This window comes from Stieleria sedimenti (genome assembly GCF_025060895.1).
GTDB lineage: Bacteria > Planctomycetota > Planctomycetia > Pirellulales > Pirellulaceae > Stieleria > Stieleria sedimenti.
In genome coordinates, this window is sequence record NZ_JANZKV010000020.1 from 16,366 (window position 1) to 36,459 (window position 20,094).

At 59.7% G+C, this 20,094-nt stretch carries 13 protein-coding genes; 5 read left to right on the plus strand and 8 right to left on the minus strand.

Annotation, left to right across the window (positions count from 1 at the left end; genetic code table 11):
• The first annotated feature begins 14 nt into the window (after window positions 1–14).
• Together NZK35_RS03340 and NZK35_RS03345 are read left to right on the plus strand one after the other, a co-directional pair.
• Complete coding sequence (locus NZK35_RS03340; RefSeq protein WP_259631185.1) at window positions 15–2,714, plus strand: PSD1 and planctomycete cytochrome C domain-containing protein; 2,700 nt, start codon at window positions 15–17, stop codon at window positions 2,712–2,714.
• A 2-nt stretch (window positions 2,715–2,716) separates the two neighbouring features.
• Entirely contained in the window at window positions 2,717–4,114 is a 1,398-nt protein-coding gene (locus NZK35_RS03345; RefSeq protein ID WP_259631186.1) for a DUF1501 domain-containing protein, read from the plus strand.
• Window positions 4,115–4,301: 187 nt separating this feature from the next.
• On the opposite strand, the gene NZK35_RS03350 is transcribed toward NZK35_RS03345, so the two are convergent.
• The 5 genes from NZK35_RS03350 to hypF all read right to left on the minus strand — a co-directional run bounded on the left by NZK35_RS03350 (window position 4,302) and on the right by hypF (window position 12,006).
• A complete protein-coding gene (locus NZK35_RS03350; RefSeq protein ID WP_259631187.1) occupies window positions 4,302–6,194 on the minus strand; it encodes a sulfatase-like hydrolase/transferase in 1,893 nt (630 codons plus the stop codon).
• A 543-nt stretch (window positions 6,195–6,737) separates the two neighbouring features.
• Window positions 6,738–7,850, minus strand: coding sequence for a hydrogenase expression/formation protein HypE (gene hypE, locus NZK35_RS03355; protein WP_259631188.1), 1,113 nt, complete (start codon window positions 7,848–7,850; stop codon window positions 6,738–6,740).
• Window positions 7,850–8,977, minus strand: coding sequence for a hydrogenase formation protein HypD (gene hypD, locus NZK35_RS03360; RefSeq protein WP_259631189.1), 1,128 nt, complete (start codon window positions 8,975–8,977; stop codon window positions 7,850–7,852). The genes hypE and hypD overlap by 1 nt, the downstream gene beginning before the upstream one ends.
• Window positions 8,974–9,207, minus strand: a complete 234-nt coding sequence (locus tag NZK35_RS03365; RefSeq protein WP_259631190.1) for a HypC/HybG/HupF family hydrogenase formation chaperone — start codon at window positions 9,205–9,207, stop codon at window positions 8,974–8,976. Before NZK35_RS03365 ends, hypD begins: the two co-directional genes overlap by 4 nt.
• Before the next feature lie 441 nt (window positions 9,208–9,648).
• On the minus strand, window positions 9,649–12,006 hold the full coding sequence (hypF, locus tag NZK35_RS03370) for a carbamoyltransferase HypF (protein ID WP_259631191.1): 2,358 nt from the start codon (window positions 12,004–12,006) through the stop codon (window positions 9,649–9,651).
• A gap of 216 nt (window positions 12,007–12,222) precedes the next feature.
• Between hypF and NZK35_RS03375 the strand changes: the two genes are divergently transcribed.
• On the plus strand, window positions 12,223–13,191 hold the full coding sequence (locus NZK35_RS03375) for a 3-keto-disaccharide hydrolase (protein ID WP_259631192.1): 969 nt from the start codon (window positions 12,223–12,225) through the stop codon (window positions 13,189–13,191).
• Window positions 13,192–13,249: 58 nt separating this feature from the next.
• Here the strand turns inward: NZK35_RS03375 and NZK35_RS03380 are convergent, their stop codons facing one another.
• Window positions 13,250–14,629, minus strand: coding sequence for a Gfo/Idh/MocA family protein (locus NZK35_RS03380; RefSeq protein WP_259631193.1), 1,380 nt, complete (start codon window positions 14,627–14,629; stop codon window positions 13,250–13,252).
• Between NZK35_RS03380 and NZK35_RS03385 the strand changes: the two genes are divergently transcribed.
• Together NZK35_RS03385 and fusA are read left to right on the plus strand one after the other, a co-directional pair.
• Window positions 14,628–15,095, plus strand: coding sequence for a hypothetical protein (locus NZK35_RS03385; RefSeq protein WP_259631194.1), 468 nt, complete (start codon window positions 14,628–14,630; stop codon window positions 15,093–15,095). The two genes, NZK35_RS03380 and NZK35_RS03385, sit on opposite strands and share 2 nt — an antisense overlap.
• Before the next feature lie 294 nt (window positions 15,096–15,389).
• The gene (gene fusA, locus NZK35_RS03390) at window positions 15,390–17,438 is read left to right on the plus strand and encodes an elongation factor G (protein ID WP_259631195.1); all 2,049 of its coding nucleotides are present in this window, start codon (window positions 15,390–15,392) and stop codon (window positions 17,436–17,438) included.
• A 21-nt stretch (window positions 17,439–17,459) separates the two neighbouring features.
• Here fusA and NZK35_RS03395 read toward each other — a convergent pair whose 3' ends face one another.
• Together NZK35_RS03395 and NZK35_RS03400 are read right to left on the minus strand one after the other, a co-directional pair.
• On the minus strand, window positions 17,460–18,935 hold the full coding sequence (locus tag NZK35_RS03395; protein WP_259631196.1) for an isoaspartyl peptidase/L-asparaginase: 1,476 nt from the start codon (window positions 18,933–18,935) through the stop codon (window positions 17,460–17,462).
• Between the two features lie 131 nt (window positions 18,936–19,066).
• The gene (locus NZK35_RS03400) at window positions 19,067–20,059 is read right to left on the minus strand and encodes an aldose 1-epimerase (RefSeq protein WP_259631197.1); all 993 of its coding nucleotides are present in this window, start codon (window positions 20,057–20,059) and stop codon (window positions 19,067–19,069) included.
• Between the last annotated feature and the right edge of the window lie 35 nt (window positions 20,060–20,094).

Genomic DNA, 20,094 nt, shown 5'->3' on the forward strand with positions numbered 1-20,094 from the left:
TTGGGTGAATGACCATGAGGACCATCGTCGTTATCATCTTGATCCCGTTGTGGATCCTCTCACCGCTCGTCGCCAACGATGACGTCAGCGAAGGTGAGAAACTGTTTGCGTTGCATGTCAAACCGCTGATCGCCGAGAAGTGCTTGGCGTGTCACGGCGCGGAACCCGATGACATCCAAGGTGGGCTGGACCTGCGAACGCGAGAAACCTTGATCGCCGGCGGCGACTCGTTCGAGGCTGAAGTGCTGATCCCCGGCAAGGGGAACGAAAGCTACCTTTACCGGACCGCCAGCCGATCGGAGGAAGGCTATGAAATGCCTCCCAAGGAAGCCGACCAGCTGACCGAAGCTCAAGCGTGGTGGATACGTGATTGGATCGATGCCGGAGCGCCTTGGCCCGATGAGCAACGTACCGCAATGATTCAGCAGCGATACGCCGAAGGTGAGCAGGTGGCGACGTCCAAGGCGTTGTCGGAGGATTGGCAGAACCGACGTTACCAGCCTCAGAAGCTGTGGGCGTATCGGCCGCTGCAGCCCGTCTCGGTGCCCGCCGGCAAACACCCGGTCGACTGGTTCATCGACGAGAAACTGACCGCGGCAGGACTCGCGCCCGCGCCACCAGCCCCGGCCGGTGAATTGGTGCGGCGGATGAGCTTTGGTTTGACGGGGCTGCCGCCGTCACCGGAGGACGTCAAACACTTTACCCGCGAGTATGCCAAGGACCGCGAAAACGCCGTGCGGACGCTCGCGCAGCAATTGATGGCGTCGCCGCACTACGGCGAACAGTTCGGCCTGCGTTGGTTGGACGTCGTCCGTTACGCAGACACTGCCGGATTTGCAAACGACTACAGTCGCCCCAACGCCTGGCGTTACCGTGACTATGTGGTCCGCGCGTTCAACGACGACCAACCCTACGACGTGTTCATCCGACAACAGATCGCCGGAGATGAGATTGACCCCGATGATCCAGAGAATCTGATCGCGACGGGTTTCTTGCGGATGGGGCCGTGGGAACAGACCGGCATGAGTGTGTTCAAGGAAACACGTCAGCAATGGCTCGACGACATCACCGATTCGGTCGGCCAAACGTTTCTCGCACACGCCTTGCAGTGTGCCAAGTGCCACGATCATAAATTCGATCCCGTGCCGACACGCGACTACTACAGCATGATGGCGGTGTTTTCCACGACCCAGTTCGCCGAGCGCGACGCACCCTTCCTGGACGTGGAAAACAAAGCGGGTTTCGAAGCGTCCGACGATTGGGTCCAAGCCAAAGTCGACGCCTACCAGCAACAGAAAAAGGAACTCAATCAGAAAGTCGCCCAGGCACGGAAGCAGGAAACCGGCGACGCGAAGGTCGGCGACAACGGGCTGGATCCCGGCGACGAAGCCTCGTTGGCAAGAATGTCGAAGAACATCGCGCGCCACAGCTGGGAACTCGACCGCACCCGGCCGATCGCGTTTGCCGTTTACACCGGTAAGACGATCCAACGCAACAACGTCGGCAATCGGATCGAGTTGCCCGAGAACCCTTGGGGCAAGGGGCAACTCGAAACCGACGCGATCTTGGCCGGCGGCAATGTCTATTCACCGACCGACCCAGTGCAACCGGGACCACTCAGTGCCGCGGTCGCACTCGGTCAGATGCAGCCCCCTTCGTTTCCCGCCGGCAAGGGGAAACGCCGCTTGGCGTTGGCTCAGTGGATCGCCGCCGAGGACAATCCGTTGACCGCCCGCGTGATCGTCAATCGTGTCTGGTCGTGGCACTTCGGCAAAGGACTGGCCGGCAACCCGAATAACTTCGGCGGCACCGGAGCCCTGCCGACACACCCACAGTTGCTCGATCACTTGGCACGCCGGTTCATGGATCAGGGGTGGAGCATCAAGAAGCTCAATGAGCTGATCGTCACTTCCCAAGCCTATCGCCGCAGCAGCCGTCATCCGCAGCCACAACGCCAAGCCGCTCTGGATCCGAAAGGGAATCTTTACGCCTCCTTCCTGCCGCGTCGCTTGACCGCCGAAGAGATCCGCGATGCCATGCTGGTCGCCAGCGGTGAACTCAATCGCAGCGTCGGCGGGGTTCCGGCGCGACCGGACGTGAACCTGGAAGTCGCGTTCCAACCACGGCAAATCATGGGCGGGGCGGCCTCGGTTTATGAACCCGATCCGACTCCCAGGCAACGCAACCGCCGCAGCCTGTACGCCGAAAAGATCCGTGGGTTGCGGGATCCGTTCCTCGAATCCTTCAACCAGCCGGGACCGGACAAATCGTGTGAGTTGCGGGAGACGTCGACGGTCGCACCCCAGGCGTTGACGCTGCTCAATTCCGAAGAGGTCTTCGACCGATCGATCGCGTTCGCCAAACGGTTGGTCGATCAACAGCTCGACGATGAAACGACAATCGATCGTGCCTTCCAATGGGCGCTGGGACGATCGCCGACGGCTGAGGAACGTGCGCTTTGTCTCGTTCAATGGAACGACGCGATCGCTGAAGAATCGTCGCGGTCCTATCAAGCCAGAACCTGGCCAGATCGGATTGAGCGAACGGTGATGGCGGAAAAAACGGGGCAACCCTACGACTTCATCGAAACCATGCCGGCGTACACCCATTACCAACCGGACCTTCAACCCGCCGACGTCGACGCGAAAACGCGCGGACTGGCGCACGTCTGTTTGGTGATTTTTAATCTCAACGAATTTGCCTACCTGGATTGATCATGGCTGCTCACCCTCCACATCGACTGGCGATGCCGACCCGCCGCGAAGCGTTGTATGGCCTCGGCGCGGGGCTCGGTTCGGTCGCGCTGACGTCACTCTTGCAAGCCGACGAGTCGGGACAGACTCATCATCCGGCCAAGGCCAAACGCTGCATCTTTTTGATGATGGAAGGCGGGCCGTCGCATCTGGACACGTTCGACCCGAAGCCCGAACTGACCAAACAGCATCTCAAAGCGTTTACCCGCAGCGGCGAGATGGAAAGTGCAATGTCGTCGGGAAAACGCTACTTCGTCAAAAGCCCCTTCGAATTCACCAAAGCAGGCGAGTGTGGAGCAGACATTTGCACCGAGTGGAAACACTTGAGCCAAATGGTCGATGACATCTGTTTCTATCGCGGGGCGCAGGTCGAATCGGTCAATCACCCGACGGCTTGCTACCAGCTCAATACCGGCAATCAGTTCGGCGGCGATCCCGGAATCGGCGCCTGGGTGACGTACGGTCTGGGCACGATGAACGAGAACCTGCCGGGGTTTGTGGTCTTGCCGCGGTCGAGTTATCCGCAGGGCGGTGCGGGAAACTGGTCCAACGGGTTTCTGCCCGCCAGGTTTCAAGGCACGCCGCTCCGCCCCGAAGGCAGTCCGATTCTGAATTTGAACCCGCCGGCAGCGGTGTCGCCCCAGCGGCAGCGCGAGAATCTTGATCTGCTGGGGCAACTCAACCGCCAACACCTCGCCTCACGTCCCGGCCGGGGTGAGTTAGAAGCGCGAATCGCCAGCTATGAACTGGCCTACCGGATGCAGACCGAAGTCCCCGGCGTGCTGGATTTGGACGGGGAGTCCCAAGCGACGCTCGACGCCTACGGTGTGGGGGAAGCGGCGACAGACGCCTTTGCACGAAAATGTTTGTTGGCTCGGCGGTTGGTTGAAAGCGGTGTGCGTTTTGTTCAAGCCTATGCCGGCAACTGGGATAGCCACGACTACATCGAAAAAGCCCACGGGGCGTTGATCCGCTCGGTCGACAAACCGATCGCGGCGCTGTTGCGCGATCTAAAGCAACGCGACATGCTCAAGGACACATTGGTGATCTGGTGCGGCGAATTCGGACGGACACCCGACAACGGATTGCGCGGCGGGGGGCAGTCCTATGGCCGCGATCACAACGCCAAGGCGATGGCGATGTGGTTCGCCGGCGGCGGAACCAACGCCGGACACACGATCGGGGCCACCGATGAGATCGGTGCCAACGCGGTCGAGTGCGTGCATCACATTCGCGACGTGCACGTCACGCTGTTGCATCTGCTCGGCCTGGACGACAACCGGCTGACCTACTTCCACGCCGGCCGCCACAAACAACTCTCCCAATTCGGCGGCCAGCTGATCAAGGAACTGCTGGGTTAATTCAAAAAGGGGAAAGGGGTTTTATTGAAAAGGGGAAAGGGGTTTTATTTTGTCCTCGTTGGGGTTCCCGACGAATAGTATCAGCCTCCACCTGGCAGAACTCTTCATTTTTTGACCAGCAAATCTTTTGACCAATTCCCCGTCGTCCAACGGACGCACCATTTTTCTGCCCTTGTTCCGCAGAGCCTCACCAGCCGTTCAGTTCGGCGATGCGGCCGAAGATCCCGATGCCGTATTTGCCTTGACGCGTTCTGCCCTGGTCGATGTACTTCTTGATCAGCGGAAGAGCGGGCTCGCCGATCCAGTCGATGACGTTTTCGAGCATCGTTTCGTTGTTTGTCCCTTTGAACAGCAATGCATCCAGGCAGGCGAGCCCCTTGTCCGTGTGGCCGAGATTGATCAGCGTCCAGGCGGCCATCATGCGGACTTCATGGGCGTCGTCTTGTAGAGCTTGCTTCAGCTCAGCCGCGGCGGGGCGGGCGTCGTCGCCCAGCAGGTGGATTCCGACGACCGCCCACCAACGCATCGCTTCGTCAGAATCGGCCATTTGTTTGACAAACGTTTGCAACTGGTCTTTGTCCCGGGCGAGCGCCACGTCGGCGGCGTCCAGGTATTTTTCCAACGGGTACAGCGATTCGTCACGCACCATTGCGTAGAGCGTCATGTCGTTGGCCGCGGCGCGACGTTCACGCATTTTTTCGGGCATCAATCCCGAGTCACGCAGCTCCAATTGTTTTTCCCGCAGCGCCTGCTTCAGCTCGGCAATCTTTCGCTGATGCTCGGGCGCGTCGATCAAGTTGTGGACGTTGTCGAAATCGGCCTCGGTGTCATAAAACTCTTCGGAGACACGTGGACGGAAGAATCGTCCGGTGATCGCGTCGGTCTTGCCTTCGCGGTGGTGCTGTTCCCAGGCGGGGGTCAGCGGTGCTTTCCACAGATACGCCAGGTGTTGTCCGGCGGATGCGTAGGGCATGTAGTTTTTGTGATAGGCGAACCGCTCGTCTCGCATCAACCGGACGTTGTCCAACCGTTCGTCGGCGCGCTCGCGAAAACCGAGGTGATACCTCGGCGCCGATTCGGTGCCGTCGCCCAAGAAAATCGTTCCCTGAAATTGTTCTGGGATTTCGGCACCGGCCAGACTGAGCCAGGTTTTGGGCATGTCGACAAAACTGACGATCCGATCGACCGTCATGCCGGGTTTTTCTGCCGGATAAAGCTGCTTCCATTTCTCCGGAATCCTGACGACCAGCGGGCAATGCACACCGCTGGAATAAAGAAACCGTTTGCTCCGCGCCATCACGCCGCCGTGGTCGGAGTTGTAGATGACGATCGTGTCTTCGTAGAGGCCGTCATTTTTAAGCGCATCGATCGTGTCTTGAACCTTGCGATCCATGTTCTCGACCGCATCGGCGTACTTCGCGTAGTTCTTGCGGATGACGGGCAGATCCGGATGGTAGGAAAACAGCTTCATCTTTGCCGGATCGTTCTTGGTGTTTTCGACGTCGCCGTGGGCGCGACTTTCGTGGCTGTCACCGATGTTGACGACGGCAAAGAACGGCTGTCCGGGATTGCGATGTTTCCAACCGTACTGTGACTTGCCCTTGGCGCCCTTGAAGTCCCAGCACTCTTTGTCGCCACGACCACCGATGTTGTAATCCGTCTTGCCCGGGTTGGACGTGTGATAGCCGGCCTGGCGTAACAGGTCGGGATAGTATTTGATCTTATCGTGCGGGATCTCATTTCGGCTGCGCATCGGCTGGGTGCCGTTGGAGATCGCGTACATGCCGGTGATCCAGCACGATCGCGTCGGAGCGCAGACGGCGGCGTTGTCAAAGCAATGCGTGTAGCGAAATCCTTCTTTGGCCAGTTGGTCGATCGCCGGCGTCTGCGCGTTGGTGCCGCCGTAGCAGCTGACCCAGGAGATGCCGTTGTCCTCGCTGGTGATCCACAAGATGTTAGGCCGCTCCGCTGCCCCAGCGACATCGCCGACGCCCGCGATCGTCAGCAAGCAGGCGAACAAGATGGCCCAGGGTGATCTGGTGGAAAAATGATTGAGCGAATGAAAGCGAATCGAAGACAAGGCGGGGTTCCTGTGTGGGGGAGAACGGTGCGGCGTGCGGTCTTGAGAGGCCCCGCATTGTCACCGAAGCCCATTCGCCCGTCAACAAAACACGGAAGGTCTCATGCCGGCATTCCGCGTTCTCAGTCGGGCGACGTGGCCCGTCCGGAGTTCGTCGGTGCGCCGTGGCGTTTTCAACGTCGGTCGTGGCCACCGACGCGCGCCGGCATCGCCGGTTCGGCATAGAGATTGGTCCAACCGAAGCGCCGAAAGGAATCGCGGTCGATAGGACCAATCGGACAGATGGGACCCATACGTCCTATGTGTCCTATTGGTCCCATTGCACGATCGTTGCCCCGGACGGCAAGCTTCAAGCAAAACCTTCGGCGCGGCGGTTGCATCGACCGAGGCGAGTTGAATGGAATTGTTGACTGCAAGTTGTTGCGAAATCTGGGACCAGAGGGGGCGAAGTGTGCGTTCCAACGCAGAAACTGTAGCGGCGTCTCGACCGAATCGTCGGCACAACTCGGCTTCGTCCAGGTGACTGGTCGGAGGGATGTAACATCAACAGATCCGCGGCAGCTGCTCACCGATCGCGGTGACGACCACTCGTGACGCTCCGATCGCGGTCGTGGCAACGACGACTCCGGGGTGTTCGGCCACGACGCGGCCGATGATCGCTGCGTCGGATCCGTGCTTGTCGGATCGGATCGCGGTCAAGACCGCGACCGCAAATTCCGCCGGCACCATGCAGACCAATTTGCCTTCGTTGGCCACCAACAGCGGGTCGAAACCCAAAATCTCGCAGGCCGATTGGACGATCGGGTGGATCGGTACTCGGGTTTCTTCGATCACGATCCCGCACTCGCTCGATGCCGCGATTTCGGTCAAGGATGCGGCAAGCCCGCCACGGGTCGGATCGCGCAGCACGTGGACGTCGGGGCAAACCCGGAGGATCGCCGCAACCATCTCCGCCAACGGTGCCGAATCGCTTTGAATCTCCGCTTCGAACTCCAGCCCCTCGCGGACACTCATGATTGCCATCCCATGGTCTCCCAGTGTGCCGCTGAGGATCACGGCATCGCCGGGACGCGCGTTGTTGGGGGCGACGTCGATTCCGTCGGGCACGACCCCGACTCCGGCGGTGTTGATGTAACAGCCGTCACCGTGCCCTTGCTCAACGACTTTGGTATCACCGGTGATGACGGTCACCCCGGCGATGCGGGCGGCCGCGCCCATCGCGTCGGCGATGCGTTTGAGCTCGGCGATCGGAAAGCCTTCTTCGATGATGAACGCCGCACTCAAGTACAACGGTATCGCGCCGCTCATCGCCAGGTCGTTGACGGTCCCGTTGATCGCCAGATCGCCGATCGATCCGCCCGGAAAAAACAGCGGCCGAACAACGTAAGAATCCGTCGACATCGCCAGACGTTGGCCGATCGCCTGGAGACTTGTGGCCTGGAAAACGGCGGAATCACCCAGCCGATTCAGATGATCGTTTTGAAACGCCGGCAGAAAGACATGCTCGACCAATTCGCCCGACAGTTTTCCTCCCCCGCCATGGCCGAGCACGATCTTCGGGTAGTCTTGCAGCGGCACCGGACAAACCGCCCCGCCGAACTCGATCGGATGAGCAGTACTGTCATGCCTTCGTTTCTCGGGTTTGTCGTCCTCCATCAAGCTTGCTCGGCCACATTCTTGTTGGGGGCTTCCAACGGCACCAAACGGCCGTAGTTGTAGTAGGCCGCGCAGGCGCCTTCGGCGGAAACCATCGTCGCGCCGAGCGGGCTTCGTGGGGTGCATTGAGTTCCAAAGGCGGCACACTGATTCGGTTTGATCGCCCCCTTGAGCACGTCGCCGGCACGGCACAGCGACGACTCTTGCGTGCGGATGGTCGAAACATCGAACTTGGATTCCGCATCAAGTTGTCGATACGTGTCACGCAGACGCCAACCGCTCTGCGGGATCGATCCAATCCCACGCCAGTTTCGATCCGTCGTTTCGAACACTTCGTCCAGCAGCGTTTGTGCCGCCACGTTGCCTTGCTCGGACACGACACGGGGGTACGCGTTTTCGACCGAGGCGGATGCTGATTCCAACTGGGCGACGCAGCGGCGGATGCCTTCGAGCAAGTCCAGCGGTTCAAAGCCGGTGATCACGATCGGAACCTTGTAACGATCGCAAAGGGGCCGATAGTGGTCAAACCCGGTCACCGAGCAAACGTGGCCGGCGGCGAGAAATGCATTGACGCGGTTTCCCGGTGAGTTCATGATCGTTTCGATCGCCGGTGGCACCAACACGTGCGAGACCAACGCGGAGAAGTTTTCGACACGTTGATCGTGGGCCAGCTTGACGGCCATGGCATTGGCGGGCGCCGTCGTTTCGAAGCCGATCGCCAGAAACACCACTTCACGATCAGGGTTCTCGCGAGCAATCTTGACGGCATCCAGCGGGGAATAGACGACTCGCACGTCTCCGCCGTCCGCTTTGACATTGAATAAGTCACCTTCAGATCCGGGAACACGCAACATGTCACCGAAGGAACAAAAGATGACGTCGGGGCGGGATGCGATCGCCAGGGCTTTGTCGATCACGTCCAGCGGTGTCACACAGACGGGGCAGCCGGGACCATGAATCATTTCGACCAGGTTCGGCAGGATCTGGTCGATTCCGTTGCGGATGATCGAATGGGTTTGCCCGCCGCAAACTTCCATGATCGCCCAGGGCCGAGTCACCCGACGCGCAATTTCGCCGGCAAGGCGTTTGGCTTTTTCGCCATCGCGGTATTCGGTCAAGTGTTTCATGAATCAAGATGCTCCATGGCATCAAACGTTCGCAACGTCTCCTCCGCCGAGGCTTCGTCGATCTGGCTGATCGCAAACCCGGCGTGGACGATCGCGTAGTCCCCCACTTCGATGTCGGGCAGAAACGCCAAGCAGACCTCTTTGATGACGCCGCCGAAATTGACTTTGCCCATCCGCATCTGGTTTTCGTCGAAGATCGATTCCACTTTTCCGGGCACAGCCAGGCACATCAATTCACACCGTCGTTGAGGGGAGTTTATGGGGTTGGTTGTCCTTCGTACCTCATCCGCATCGCCTCGTCCAGCATAGCGGTTTTTCGATGTGGCGGCGGTTCATTAGTCGTTTCCCTTGTTCCCCGGCTCCGCCCCACGCCGTGAACGGTTTTTTTGGCATGGGGCTTGCGTCCAATGTCACGTCCTTTGGCTCTAAAGGTGTTAGCGGAACGGCGCGAGCCGTCCGATCACGCTTCAAAAATACCGTGAAAGACCGGAGGGGTCGCGCCCTACCGCTAACAAATCGTTCACGGCGTAGGGCTCCGCCTGGGAACACACCGTCCAAGAGGCTCCCGCCTCCCGGCCACCATCGGTGGGTGGCGGGAGCTACACCGGCCGTGCGTTCCAAGGCAGAGCCCTGGAACGCGTTGACGAGTTGATGTGGGATTGGCTTTCAGCCTATCCATCCAGACGCTGCCTGGCGACGACCGCTTGGCCGAGCGAAAGTCCGCCATCGTTGGGCGGAACCTGTTGGTGAACCAGTACGTTGAACCCGGATGCTTCCAGCAGCTTGGTCAGCGACGTGGTGAGCAAGGCATTTTGGAAAACACCCCCGGTCAAGCCGACGACATCGATGCCGGTTTGCTCACGCCCCAACCGGCACACGTCGCTGATCATCCCCGCGACGGCGTGATGGAATTGTGCGGCGATCTGGCGTCGGTCCACTCCGGCGATGACGTCACGGCAAATTGAACCGATCAGATCGTGAGATCGGATTTGCATCGACGTGTGGTCCGATGCTTCGGCGATCTGAAAGCGGTAGGCATTGGAATCCACCTGGCCGATCACCTCGGCTGCCAGTGCTTCCAACTCGATCGCCGCCTGCGCTTCAAAGCTGACTTCGTGGCGAATCCCGATCAGCGACGCGACCGCATCAAAGAGCCGCCCGGCGCTGCTGGTCGGAAAACAGTGTAGGTTCGATTCGAGTTGTTGACGCAACAGTCGCCGCACACCAGTTGGGCAAAACGAAACGCAGGGCAATCGCTCGTCCCACGGCAATCCATGGGCGTTCAGCAAAGCGAGCGCCGCGCGATACGGCCGCCTGATGCTCGCGTCGCCCCCAGGTAGCGGAAAGTATTTCAAGTGGGCGAACCGTTCGAAGCCCTTGCAGTTGACGGTCAAAAATTCTCCGCCCCAGATCGCCCCATCGGTTCCGTATCCGGTGCCGTCCAAACAGCACGCGAGAATGGGTTGATCGGCGTCGAGCTGATGTTCAGCGATCAACGACACCGCGTGGGCAACGTGGTGCTGAACACGGATCAGCGGCACCCGGAGAGTTTTGGCAAGGTCTTCGGCAAACTGTCCAGAGAGAGACGAGGGGTGCAAGTCGGCGGCGACGGCATCCGCGTCGATGCGGAACAGTTGCAAGTAGTGATCGACGTTCCGCTGCAGGGCACCGAGTGTCTCCAGATTGCCGACATCGCCGATGTGTTGGCTGATGTAAGCGTTCTGCCCCTGTGTGATACAGAACGTGGCTTTCATCTCCCCGCCGACCGCCACCACGCTCGGACCGTTCTGGCTGAGCTTGATCGGCATCGGGGCGAAACCACGCGAACGCCGGATCGGCAGCACGGACGCACCGAGTCGTCGGGTGACGGAGTCATCGCAAACAACGTGGATGTCCCGGTCGTGAAAGAGGAACCCGTCGACCAGCGGGCCGAGTCGCCGAACGGCTTCGTCATTCGTTCGAGCGATCGGTTCATCGGAGAGGTTGCCCGAGGTCATCAACAATGGGCAGACCGCTTCGATCAACAGATGGTGCAACGGAGAATAGGGCAGCATCACGCCGAGGCAGTGGTTTCCTGGGGCAACCGCAGCAAGCATGTCAGAGTACCCGGCGGCATCGACGTCGGGCTTTCGTTTCTGCAACAGCACGATCGGCCGCTCCTTGCTTTCCAGCAAACGTCGTTCGTCGCGGCTGATTTCCGCGAACAACTCGGCACGCTCGCTGTCGGCGACCATGATCGCAAAGGGTTTGTCGATTCGGCCTTTTCGCTGGCGAAGTTTTCGGATCGCATCGACGTTGGTCGCATCGCAAGCCAAGTGAAAGCCCCCGATGCCTTTCACGGCGACAATCCCTCCGCCGAGAACGCATGCCGCGAACGACTCGATTACACGTGATGATTCGTCATGCTTCGACGCGCGGATTGAGGCTTCGGGCGTTAATTCGTCGGAGGCAACAAACCAGATCTGCGGCCCGCACTCCGGGCAGGCGTTGGGTTGGGCGTGAAAACGTCGGTCCGATGGATCGTTGTATTCTTCGCGACACCGATCACACATTTCGAACGACTTCATCGTCGTCTGGGCACGGTCATAGGGAATGTCTTCGACGATCGTGAACCGTGGGCCACAATTGGTGCAGTTGATAAACGGGTAGCGATGGCGGCGATTGTGTGCGTCTTGCATCTCCCCCAGGCAATCCAGACAGACGGAGATGTCGGCCATCACCGCAGTGCTCGCGTGTGGCGATGTGGCGCTGTCACGGATCGTGAATCGAGATTCCTCGATCGTCGGCAAGTCAGCGGTCTCGAGCGAATCGATGGTCGCCAGGGGCGGCAATCCCTGTTCGAATCCACGTAAAAACGTTGCCAGATTGTGTCGCTCCCCTTGGGCCTCGATCGTGACGCCCTGGGAATCGTTTTGGACCCAGCCGGTCAGCCCCGCGTCGCTCGCGCGGGTCCAGACGAACGGTCGGAACCCGACCCCCTGGATGCGCCCCGTCAGGCGAATGCGGATTCGTTTCAAATGCTCGTTCACGGTGCTTTTGTTAGCGGCAGGGCGCGAGCCCTCCGGTGTTTCAATCTGAAACGGGACGGCCTACGCCGTTCCGCGAATTTCTTCCGTGCCAAAGTAGGCGGCATCCGCGGGATGCCTCGCTATCCGCGGTCGTTAAAAAACACACGGGCCGGGATCGGCACGATAAACTCTCACGTTCTCCCCTGACACCAAACCTTTTCGTTTTTCGAGGATACCATGAAATCAGCACTCAGCCTTTTGATCGTGATGGCGATCGCGACCGCATCGATCGCGAAAGAGGACGGCCAAGACGTTTACACCGAACCCGACGCGACACCGCTGTCGTACAGTTTGCAGGGCGAATACGAGGGGCAAGCCGGTGACAACGGCGACACATACGCCGCGCAGATCATCGCGCTGGGCAATGACCAGTTCCATCTGGTGGCCTACAAGGGTGGACTACCCGGCAACAACCAGAGCCACAAAGACATCTTCTTTGAAACCGACGGAACGCTCGAAGGCGACGCTGCCACGTTCCAACATGAGGATTTCACAATCTCCGTTTCCGGCGGCGAATTGCGTGTCATCAATGCCGATGGAAAGCAAGTCGCGACGCTGGAACGCATCGTCCGCAAGAGTCCGACGCTCGGCGCTAAGCCGCCCAAGGACGCTTTGGTGTTGTTTGACGGCAGCAACGGTGACGCGTTCGAAGGCGCCCAAGTCGACGATGGGTTGTTGCTGGCCGACACGTTCAGCAAAGAGAAGTTTGCGGACCACACGTTGCACCTGGAATTTCGCACGCCGTTCAAGCCCAGTGGACGTGGCCAAGGACGGGGCAACAGCGGCGTCTATGTGCAAAGCCGGTACGAAATCCAAGTCCTCGATTCGTTCGCGCTCTCAGGCAAGAGCAACGAGTGCGGCGGGATCTATCAGATCGCCGAGCCCAGGGTCAACATGTGCCTGCCGCCGCTGCAGTGGCAAACCTATGACATCGATTTCACCGCGGCACGCTATGATGCCGAGGGCAAGAAAATCGCCAACGCCCGGGTCACTGTCAAGCACAACGGGGTGGTCATTCACGACGACCTGGAACTGCCCAAGCACACGCCCGGTCGTCACCAGGAAGGCCCCGAGCCGGATGCCCTGTATCTGCAAGGCCACGGCAACCCGGTCTACTATCGCAACATCTGGGTGGTCAAGGAATAGACGTTGGCCGCCAGTTTGTAAGATCGGATTTGGAGCCGCAGTCGGTCTGCCCACCGGGTCACATTTCGATCTCAAATCCTTTGCGTCGGTCGCGGGCGATCAAACTCTGGGCCAATGGATCGCCCACGACTTGTTCCTGTTTCGGATCCCAGTGGATCGTACGGTCAAGTCGTGCGGCGATGCCTGCCAGATGGCACGTCGACAAGGCGCGGTGGTGACTGAAGACATCCGAGATCGGTTCCGTCTGGTCGCGGGCGGCTTCAAAGAAGTTGCCGAAGTGGTCTGTCAACGGCCGGTTCTTGTAAGCTTCTTCGAGTGCCCCGGCGGGCAACGGATTGGTTTTTAGATCTTCGACGGGTTTTCCGGTGATCCGTCCGCGATTGACGAACAACCGACCTTCGGTCCCTTCGAACAGAATTCCGTTGTCACGGTCATGGCGGATTTCGATTTCCTTGCCGTCGGCAAACGTTGCCGTAATCAGAAACTCTGTTGCGGTGTTGTAACGCGTGCGATCGACCGGGTAGCCGTCTTTGAATTCGACCGGGTGCTTTACCTTCACCGGATGAACGGAAATCGGTCCGGTTTCGGTCAACCCGAGCCCCCAAGTTGCGATGTCCACGTGATGGGCGCCCCAGTCAGTCAACTTGCCACCGGAATAGTCGTACCACCAGCGGAATTCGTAGTGACCGCGTGACCAACTTTTGGTTTCTCCATAGTCGCCGGCCAGATAGTGGAATTCGGATTCCGCCACCGGACCCTGCCAGAGATTCCAATCGAAGTGTTTCGGCGGTGCGACCGCGGGCAACGACGGGCTGGTCGGTGCGCCGCCAATACTGCACGTCGCCTTTTTAACTTCGCCGAGACGCCCGGCTCGGATCAGGGCGATCGCCTGGATAAACTGTCGACTGCTGCGTTGCTGCGTGCCGATTTGCACCACCCGTCCGGTGGTCTTGCAGACGTCGCTCATCAACCGGCCTTCTTCGATCGTCAGCGTCATCGGTTTCTCACAGTACACATCCTTGCCCGCCAACATCGCTTCGATGGCGATCTTGGCGTGCCAGTGCTCGGGCGTCGAGATGTGAACGATGTCGATGCGGTCGTCGTCCAAAATCGATCGATAATCGGCTGAGGCCTTGGGTTTCGTTCCCGACCAATCCTTGACGAGCTCCGATGCCATTGCAAGTCGATTCGCGTCGGCATCGCAGATCGCGACGTAGTCACCGTACTTGCGGAAATCCGGCGCCGACCCATACGGCCGGTCGATCCCGGTCGCTTTGATGCACCAGCGACTACCGGTTCCCACCGCGCCGACTCGAGGCCGCTCGTTGGCCGCAGCGAAGCCGAGGGCGCGTTGACCGCGACCGGCCAGCACCGCCGCACCGGCAAACGAAAGTGAACTGGCAAGCGCACGGCGTCGATTGAGACGAATGGGTTTCATGTTGGTGTTCTTCAAAAAAGTTCTTGAGTCAAGTGGCGTAAGCTTCCAGCTTGCGATTGAGCCGCTGCCAAGCGGCCCTTTCGCACTGGAAGGGCTCGCGCCTTGCCGCAAACAAGAAACACCCCGGTTGGTGAACGAGTCGGTGGCGTTCAGCGCAGGCCAACATTCTAGTGGTGCGTCAGCGTTCAATGTTTCGGGTTGCGTTTGTCGAGTGGAAAAGGGGGCAGGTGCGATTGGCACGAGGACCAGCGCTGGTGTGCAGGCGTTAGCCCAATACCGCTACGTTAAGCTCGACGGGGAGGCCGCTCGCGCTGGCGCGAGCCGGCTGATGTCAAACGAATATCAGCCGTTTGCCGCCAGCCTACGGGCCCCAGCTCTTTTCACCGGCACCCGTCGTTTAAAAGTTGACGCACCACTCGCCCATTCGCGCGACAAAGAGGCACACCGCGTGCAGGGAACCCCGTGACCAGGTCCGTTGCGTCCGAGAGAGACGGTTCGACCGCCGCTGGAAACGTTCTGTCCATTGCCCATGAAGACAAGGGCGCGCGTTATCGCACAAGGCGTGACGTATCCACGCGCTTCAGTCGCCTTGGGAATCGGTGTCGGTGCACATGACGCACAGCGTTGCAACGACACTTCGTCTCGGGGGTGTCGAAGTTGCCGTAACGGGCCTGCGTGACCTGATGACTTTGCGATAGATTGTCGACCCCCGGCGCGCACGTCCAAATCTGTGCGGCCCTACTTGATAAGGAGCTCTTTGATGGCCGTCCCCAAGCCAGAACTGATTCGAAACCTTTGCTTTTGTGGTCAGACCGGATCTGGCAAGACCACGCTTTGTGAACGACTTTTGTTTGCCGCCGGTGAAATCAGCCGACTCGGCACGGTCGAAGAAGGCAACACGGTCAGCGACTTCGCGGAAGAGGAACATCGATACCAGCATTCACTTGCCCCGAGCGTCGTTCATTTTGATCATGAACACCATCGCGTCAATTTGATCGACACGCCGGGCATGTCGGATTTCATCGGCCACGCCATCGCCTGTTTCCCCGCCGTCGAAACGGTGGTCATCGTGATCGATGCGGTCAAAGGGATCGAAAGTGAAACGCGGCGGCTGATGAAAGTGGCGACCGACCGAAATCTGCCGCGAATGATCCTGGTCAACAAGATCGACGCCCAGGAGGCCGATCTGGAGAAACTGACGAAGCAGATTCGATCGGTGTTCGGCAACGTCTGTCTGCCGATCAACCTTCCCAAACCCGAATTGTCGGGCGTGGTCGAAGTGTTCGAGACCGATGCACACGATGTGACCGCGTTCAGTTCGGCCGAAGCGGCCCACACCCAGATCGTCGAACAGGTGGTCGAGGTCGACGAGCAACTGACCGAGACGTATCTCGACGCCGGTGCCGACCAACTTGACCCGAACCGACTGCACGATGCCTTCGAATGCGCCCTTCGCGAGGGCCATTTGGTTCCGATCGTGTACGCCTCGGCCAAGACCGGTGCGGGGATCGAACACTTGCTCCACGTCACCGCCTCGTTGTTGCCAAGTCCCTTGGAAGGAAACCCGCGGCCCTTTGTCCAAGGCGGCCAACCGCTGAAAACGGAATTCGACGCGAGCAAGCCCACGATCGCGCATGTGTTCCAAGTCGCCACCGACAAACACGTCGGAAAGCTGGGCATCTTCCGCGTGCACCAGGGCATCGTGCGTCAGAAATCGGAGCTGTTCATCGATGACGGCCGCAAACCGCTTCGCATCAGCCACGTGATGCGTCTGCAAGGAAAAGAGCACAAGGAAACCGAGGCGATCGGACCCGGTGAGATCGGTGCGATCTCAAAAATCGATGAGATCCATTTCGACGGCGTCCTGCATGACGGGGCGACTCCCGAAGATCCGCCACTCTTGCTGCCGCTAGAATTGCCCAAACCGATGTACGGATTGGCGGTCGAACTGAAAAGCCACGCCGACGAAGCCAAATTTTCCGCCGCAATGCACAAGCTGCAGGACGAAGACCCCTGTCTGAAACTGGAGCGTGTGGCCGCGACCAAGCAGACGGTCTTGCGCGGATTGGGAGAACTGCATCTCAGAATCACGCTCGAGAAGTTGTCCAACCAGTACGGTATTGATCTGGAAACATCAGAGCCCAAGGTCGCTTACAAAGAAACGATCACGCTTCCCGCTGAGGGGCACTATCGCCACAAAAAGCAAACCGGCGGTGCGGGGCAGTTCGGCGAAGTCTACTTGCGCGTCGCGCCCCTGCCGGAAGGTCACCCCACGGGGTTTGAGTTCGAAAACAAGACCGTCGGCGGTTCGATTCCGAAACAGTTCATGTCGTCGATCGAAAAAGGAATCCGGCAAGTGCTCGACGACGGTGCCGTCGCCGGATACCCGATGACGGGCGTTCGCGTCGAAGTCTACGATGGCAAACACCACGAGGTCGACAGCAAGGAGATCGCCTTCATGACCGCGGGACGAAAGGCGTTCATCGATGCGGTCTTGAAAGCCAAACCGGTTTTGCTGGAACCGTACGGCAATGTGGAAGTCCACGTGCCCGGTCAATATCTCGGTGATGTCACCAGTGACTTGTCCGTTCGCCGCGCCCGTGTCACCGATACACAAATGCAAGAGGACAGTTGCGTGATCAAGGCCATCGCGCCGCTGAGTGAATTGCAGGCGTACTCGAACCAGTTGAAGAGCATCGCCGGCGGAGCGGGGGCATTCTCCGTGGAGCATAGCCACGAAGAACCCGCACCGCCCAACGTTCAAGACGAAGTGATCGCCGCCTATCGGCCCCGTCAAGACGACGACTGATTGGTCAAAAGATCGGGACGCTCAGGGCGCGTCACGGACCGAGGTGTGGTCGTGCACGATTCGCCAGCCTTCGTCGAATCGACGGAACACCAGGGTGAAACGACCACCGGTCGGAGTGACGTCGCGTGTCAGTTGCCAAACGCCCAGCACTTGAAAGGCGTCGTTGCCGAGACGTTGCAACTCAAGGTCCGAGAACGAGAGGTTGCCCATCGTCGTTGGGTCGGGATAACGTCGTTTGTAGCGCTGCAACGTTGCCGTCCAACCGCGGGTGACGTGACCGCCAGAACAAAACGTCAGCCCTTCGTCGTTCCAGTAGACGTCCATGAAGCGATCGATGTCGCCGGCATTCCAGGCGTCGGCTTGTTGGCCGATCAGACGACGAATCTCGGCCTCGTCGATGTCGGTTGGCTTCACGGCGTCGATCGGCTTCGCGGCGTCGATCGGCTTCGCGGCGTCGATCGGCTTCGCGGCGTCGATCGGCTTCGCGGCGTCGGCTGCGGGGCGACCGCCGTTGTCGAGCATCAGGTGGGTTTCGAATCGACCGTTGCTATCGGCCGCCGCACAACTCATCCCCGGCGTGTTGTGCTGCATCACGATTTGGCCGTCGTGGGAGACGCCGATCAGACCGCCGACCCCCGGCTGAAGTCGCTCGGTCATGATCTCCGTAATGGCGGTTTCCAGCGATCGTTTGGCATACAGCATCTGGGCGGCGATGTCATAGGCGACGGCGTTGCGGATGTATTCCTCGCCGACGCCGGTTCCCGAAACGGCGCAGGACGCATTGTCGGCGAACGTGCCCGCGCCCACGATCGGCGAATCGCCGACACGGCCGGGCAGCTTTTTCGGCGTGCCACCGGTGCTGGTTCCCGCGGCCAGGTTGCCCTCGGAATCGAGTGCGGCGCAGCCCACCGTGCCCAGGTGCGGATGCTCCGACGGATCCGGTTCCTGCGGCGTCCGCTGACGCTGGCTCAAAAAGTACTTCGGGTCGACCAGCGGCACGTTTTCAGACGCCGCGAAGGCCTCGGCGCCGCCGCCGACCAGCAACACATGTTTGGTGTCGGTCATGACCAATCGCGCCGTCGAGATCGGGTTCTTGATGGTCGTCACGCCGGCGATCGCACCACAGGCACGGTTGCGTCCGTCCATGATCGACGCATCCAGCTCCGCGTTTCCTGCTTGGGTCAGCACCGCACCCCGACCGGCGTTGAAGCTGGCGTCGTCTTCCAACGACCGGATCACCGCTTCCACCGCATCGAGGGACGAACCACCGCTGGCGAGCAGGTCGCGTCCGATGTTCAGCGCCGCCTCCAGTCCATCCAGACGCGCGTTGCGTTTTTCTTCACTCCACCTCGACGGATCTCCGCCCGCACCGCCATGGATCACAATCGCCCATTGCTTTGGTTGTGCGGTTTCGGCGTGAAGAGGAATGGCTGTCGGTAAACCGATCAACGAGCTAGCCATCGAGACAACCATCATCAGGCTGAGTGTTCGAAACATAAAAGCTACCGGGGGCGAGGACTGATGGAACCATGGCCGGATTCTAATCCATCTCGACGGACCAACCGACCCGGCCAAACTCCCTATCCTGCCAAAAAGGTGTCGGACACCTTTTTTAGATTCAAAGCTACCTATTCTTCCAAAAAGGTGTCGGACACCTTTTTGAGATCGAATCGGTATTCGACCCAGCCGCTGAGGGTTTGGCCGGGTTGGCAGATCTGCAGGTGCGCTTCACTGGCCTTGCCCGCCGCGTGCAGATTGTGCGCGTCGGTGCTGCAGGTCTGGCTTTCTACTCCGAAATACGGTCGGTCCGGCGTCCAGACCACCAGGTGCGTGAATGCTTCGGATGCAGCGATGGTGATCTTTCGGTTCACGTCGCGATAGTCGATGACGGTGGGCTGATCCGGTTTCATGCCCCAGAACACGTCATCGAACGTCGTTCCCTCAAGTGGCATGAACTCGCCGAGCGGAAAATCCAATTGGTCCTTGGGAACCAGCTCTCCCGATGGCAGCTGCTTGTCCGATTCCATCCAATGCGTCGCAGGGATTTTTAGGTGCGTGTTTTCACGCCGGCCCTGGTAAACGAAATACGGATGCAAGGCAAATCCGAAGGGCACCGCGACGGTGCCCTCGGTGTTGTCAACCTTGTATGTCCAGCGGACCGCACCCTCGCGGACCGTCACGGTCAAGTAAAGCTGATGCGGAAACGGGAACTGCGAGTGCAACGCGGTACCGGCACGGAAATCAGCCACGCAGGTGATCGCCGCATGCGTTGAATCGGAACTGGATTGGACGAATTGCCAAGCATGCCGATTGACCAGGCCGTGAATAAAATTGCCACCCGCGTTGGGCTGGAAGCGAACCGTCTTGCCGCCAAATTCGAACGCCGCATCCTTGACTCGATTCGGAGTCGGATACAAGACGGGGTTTCCGAATCCGACGCCGGGCAGCTTGTCCAGCGACTCCGGTTGTCGCAGGAATTCGACGTCATCGACGCGTATCGAGTAAGCGTTGGCGCCCGCGCCGGGAGCAAATTTGACCACCGTTGTTCCCTGCCGCAGCGTGAAAACCCGGGTTCCCGAGTCGTTGCCGATCGAGATTTCGCCGGCCACGACGTTTGACACGACAGCGCAAAAGGCGAAATAACAAAGAAGTGATC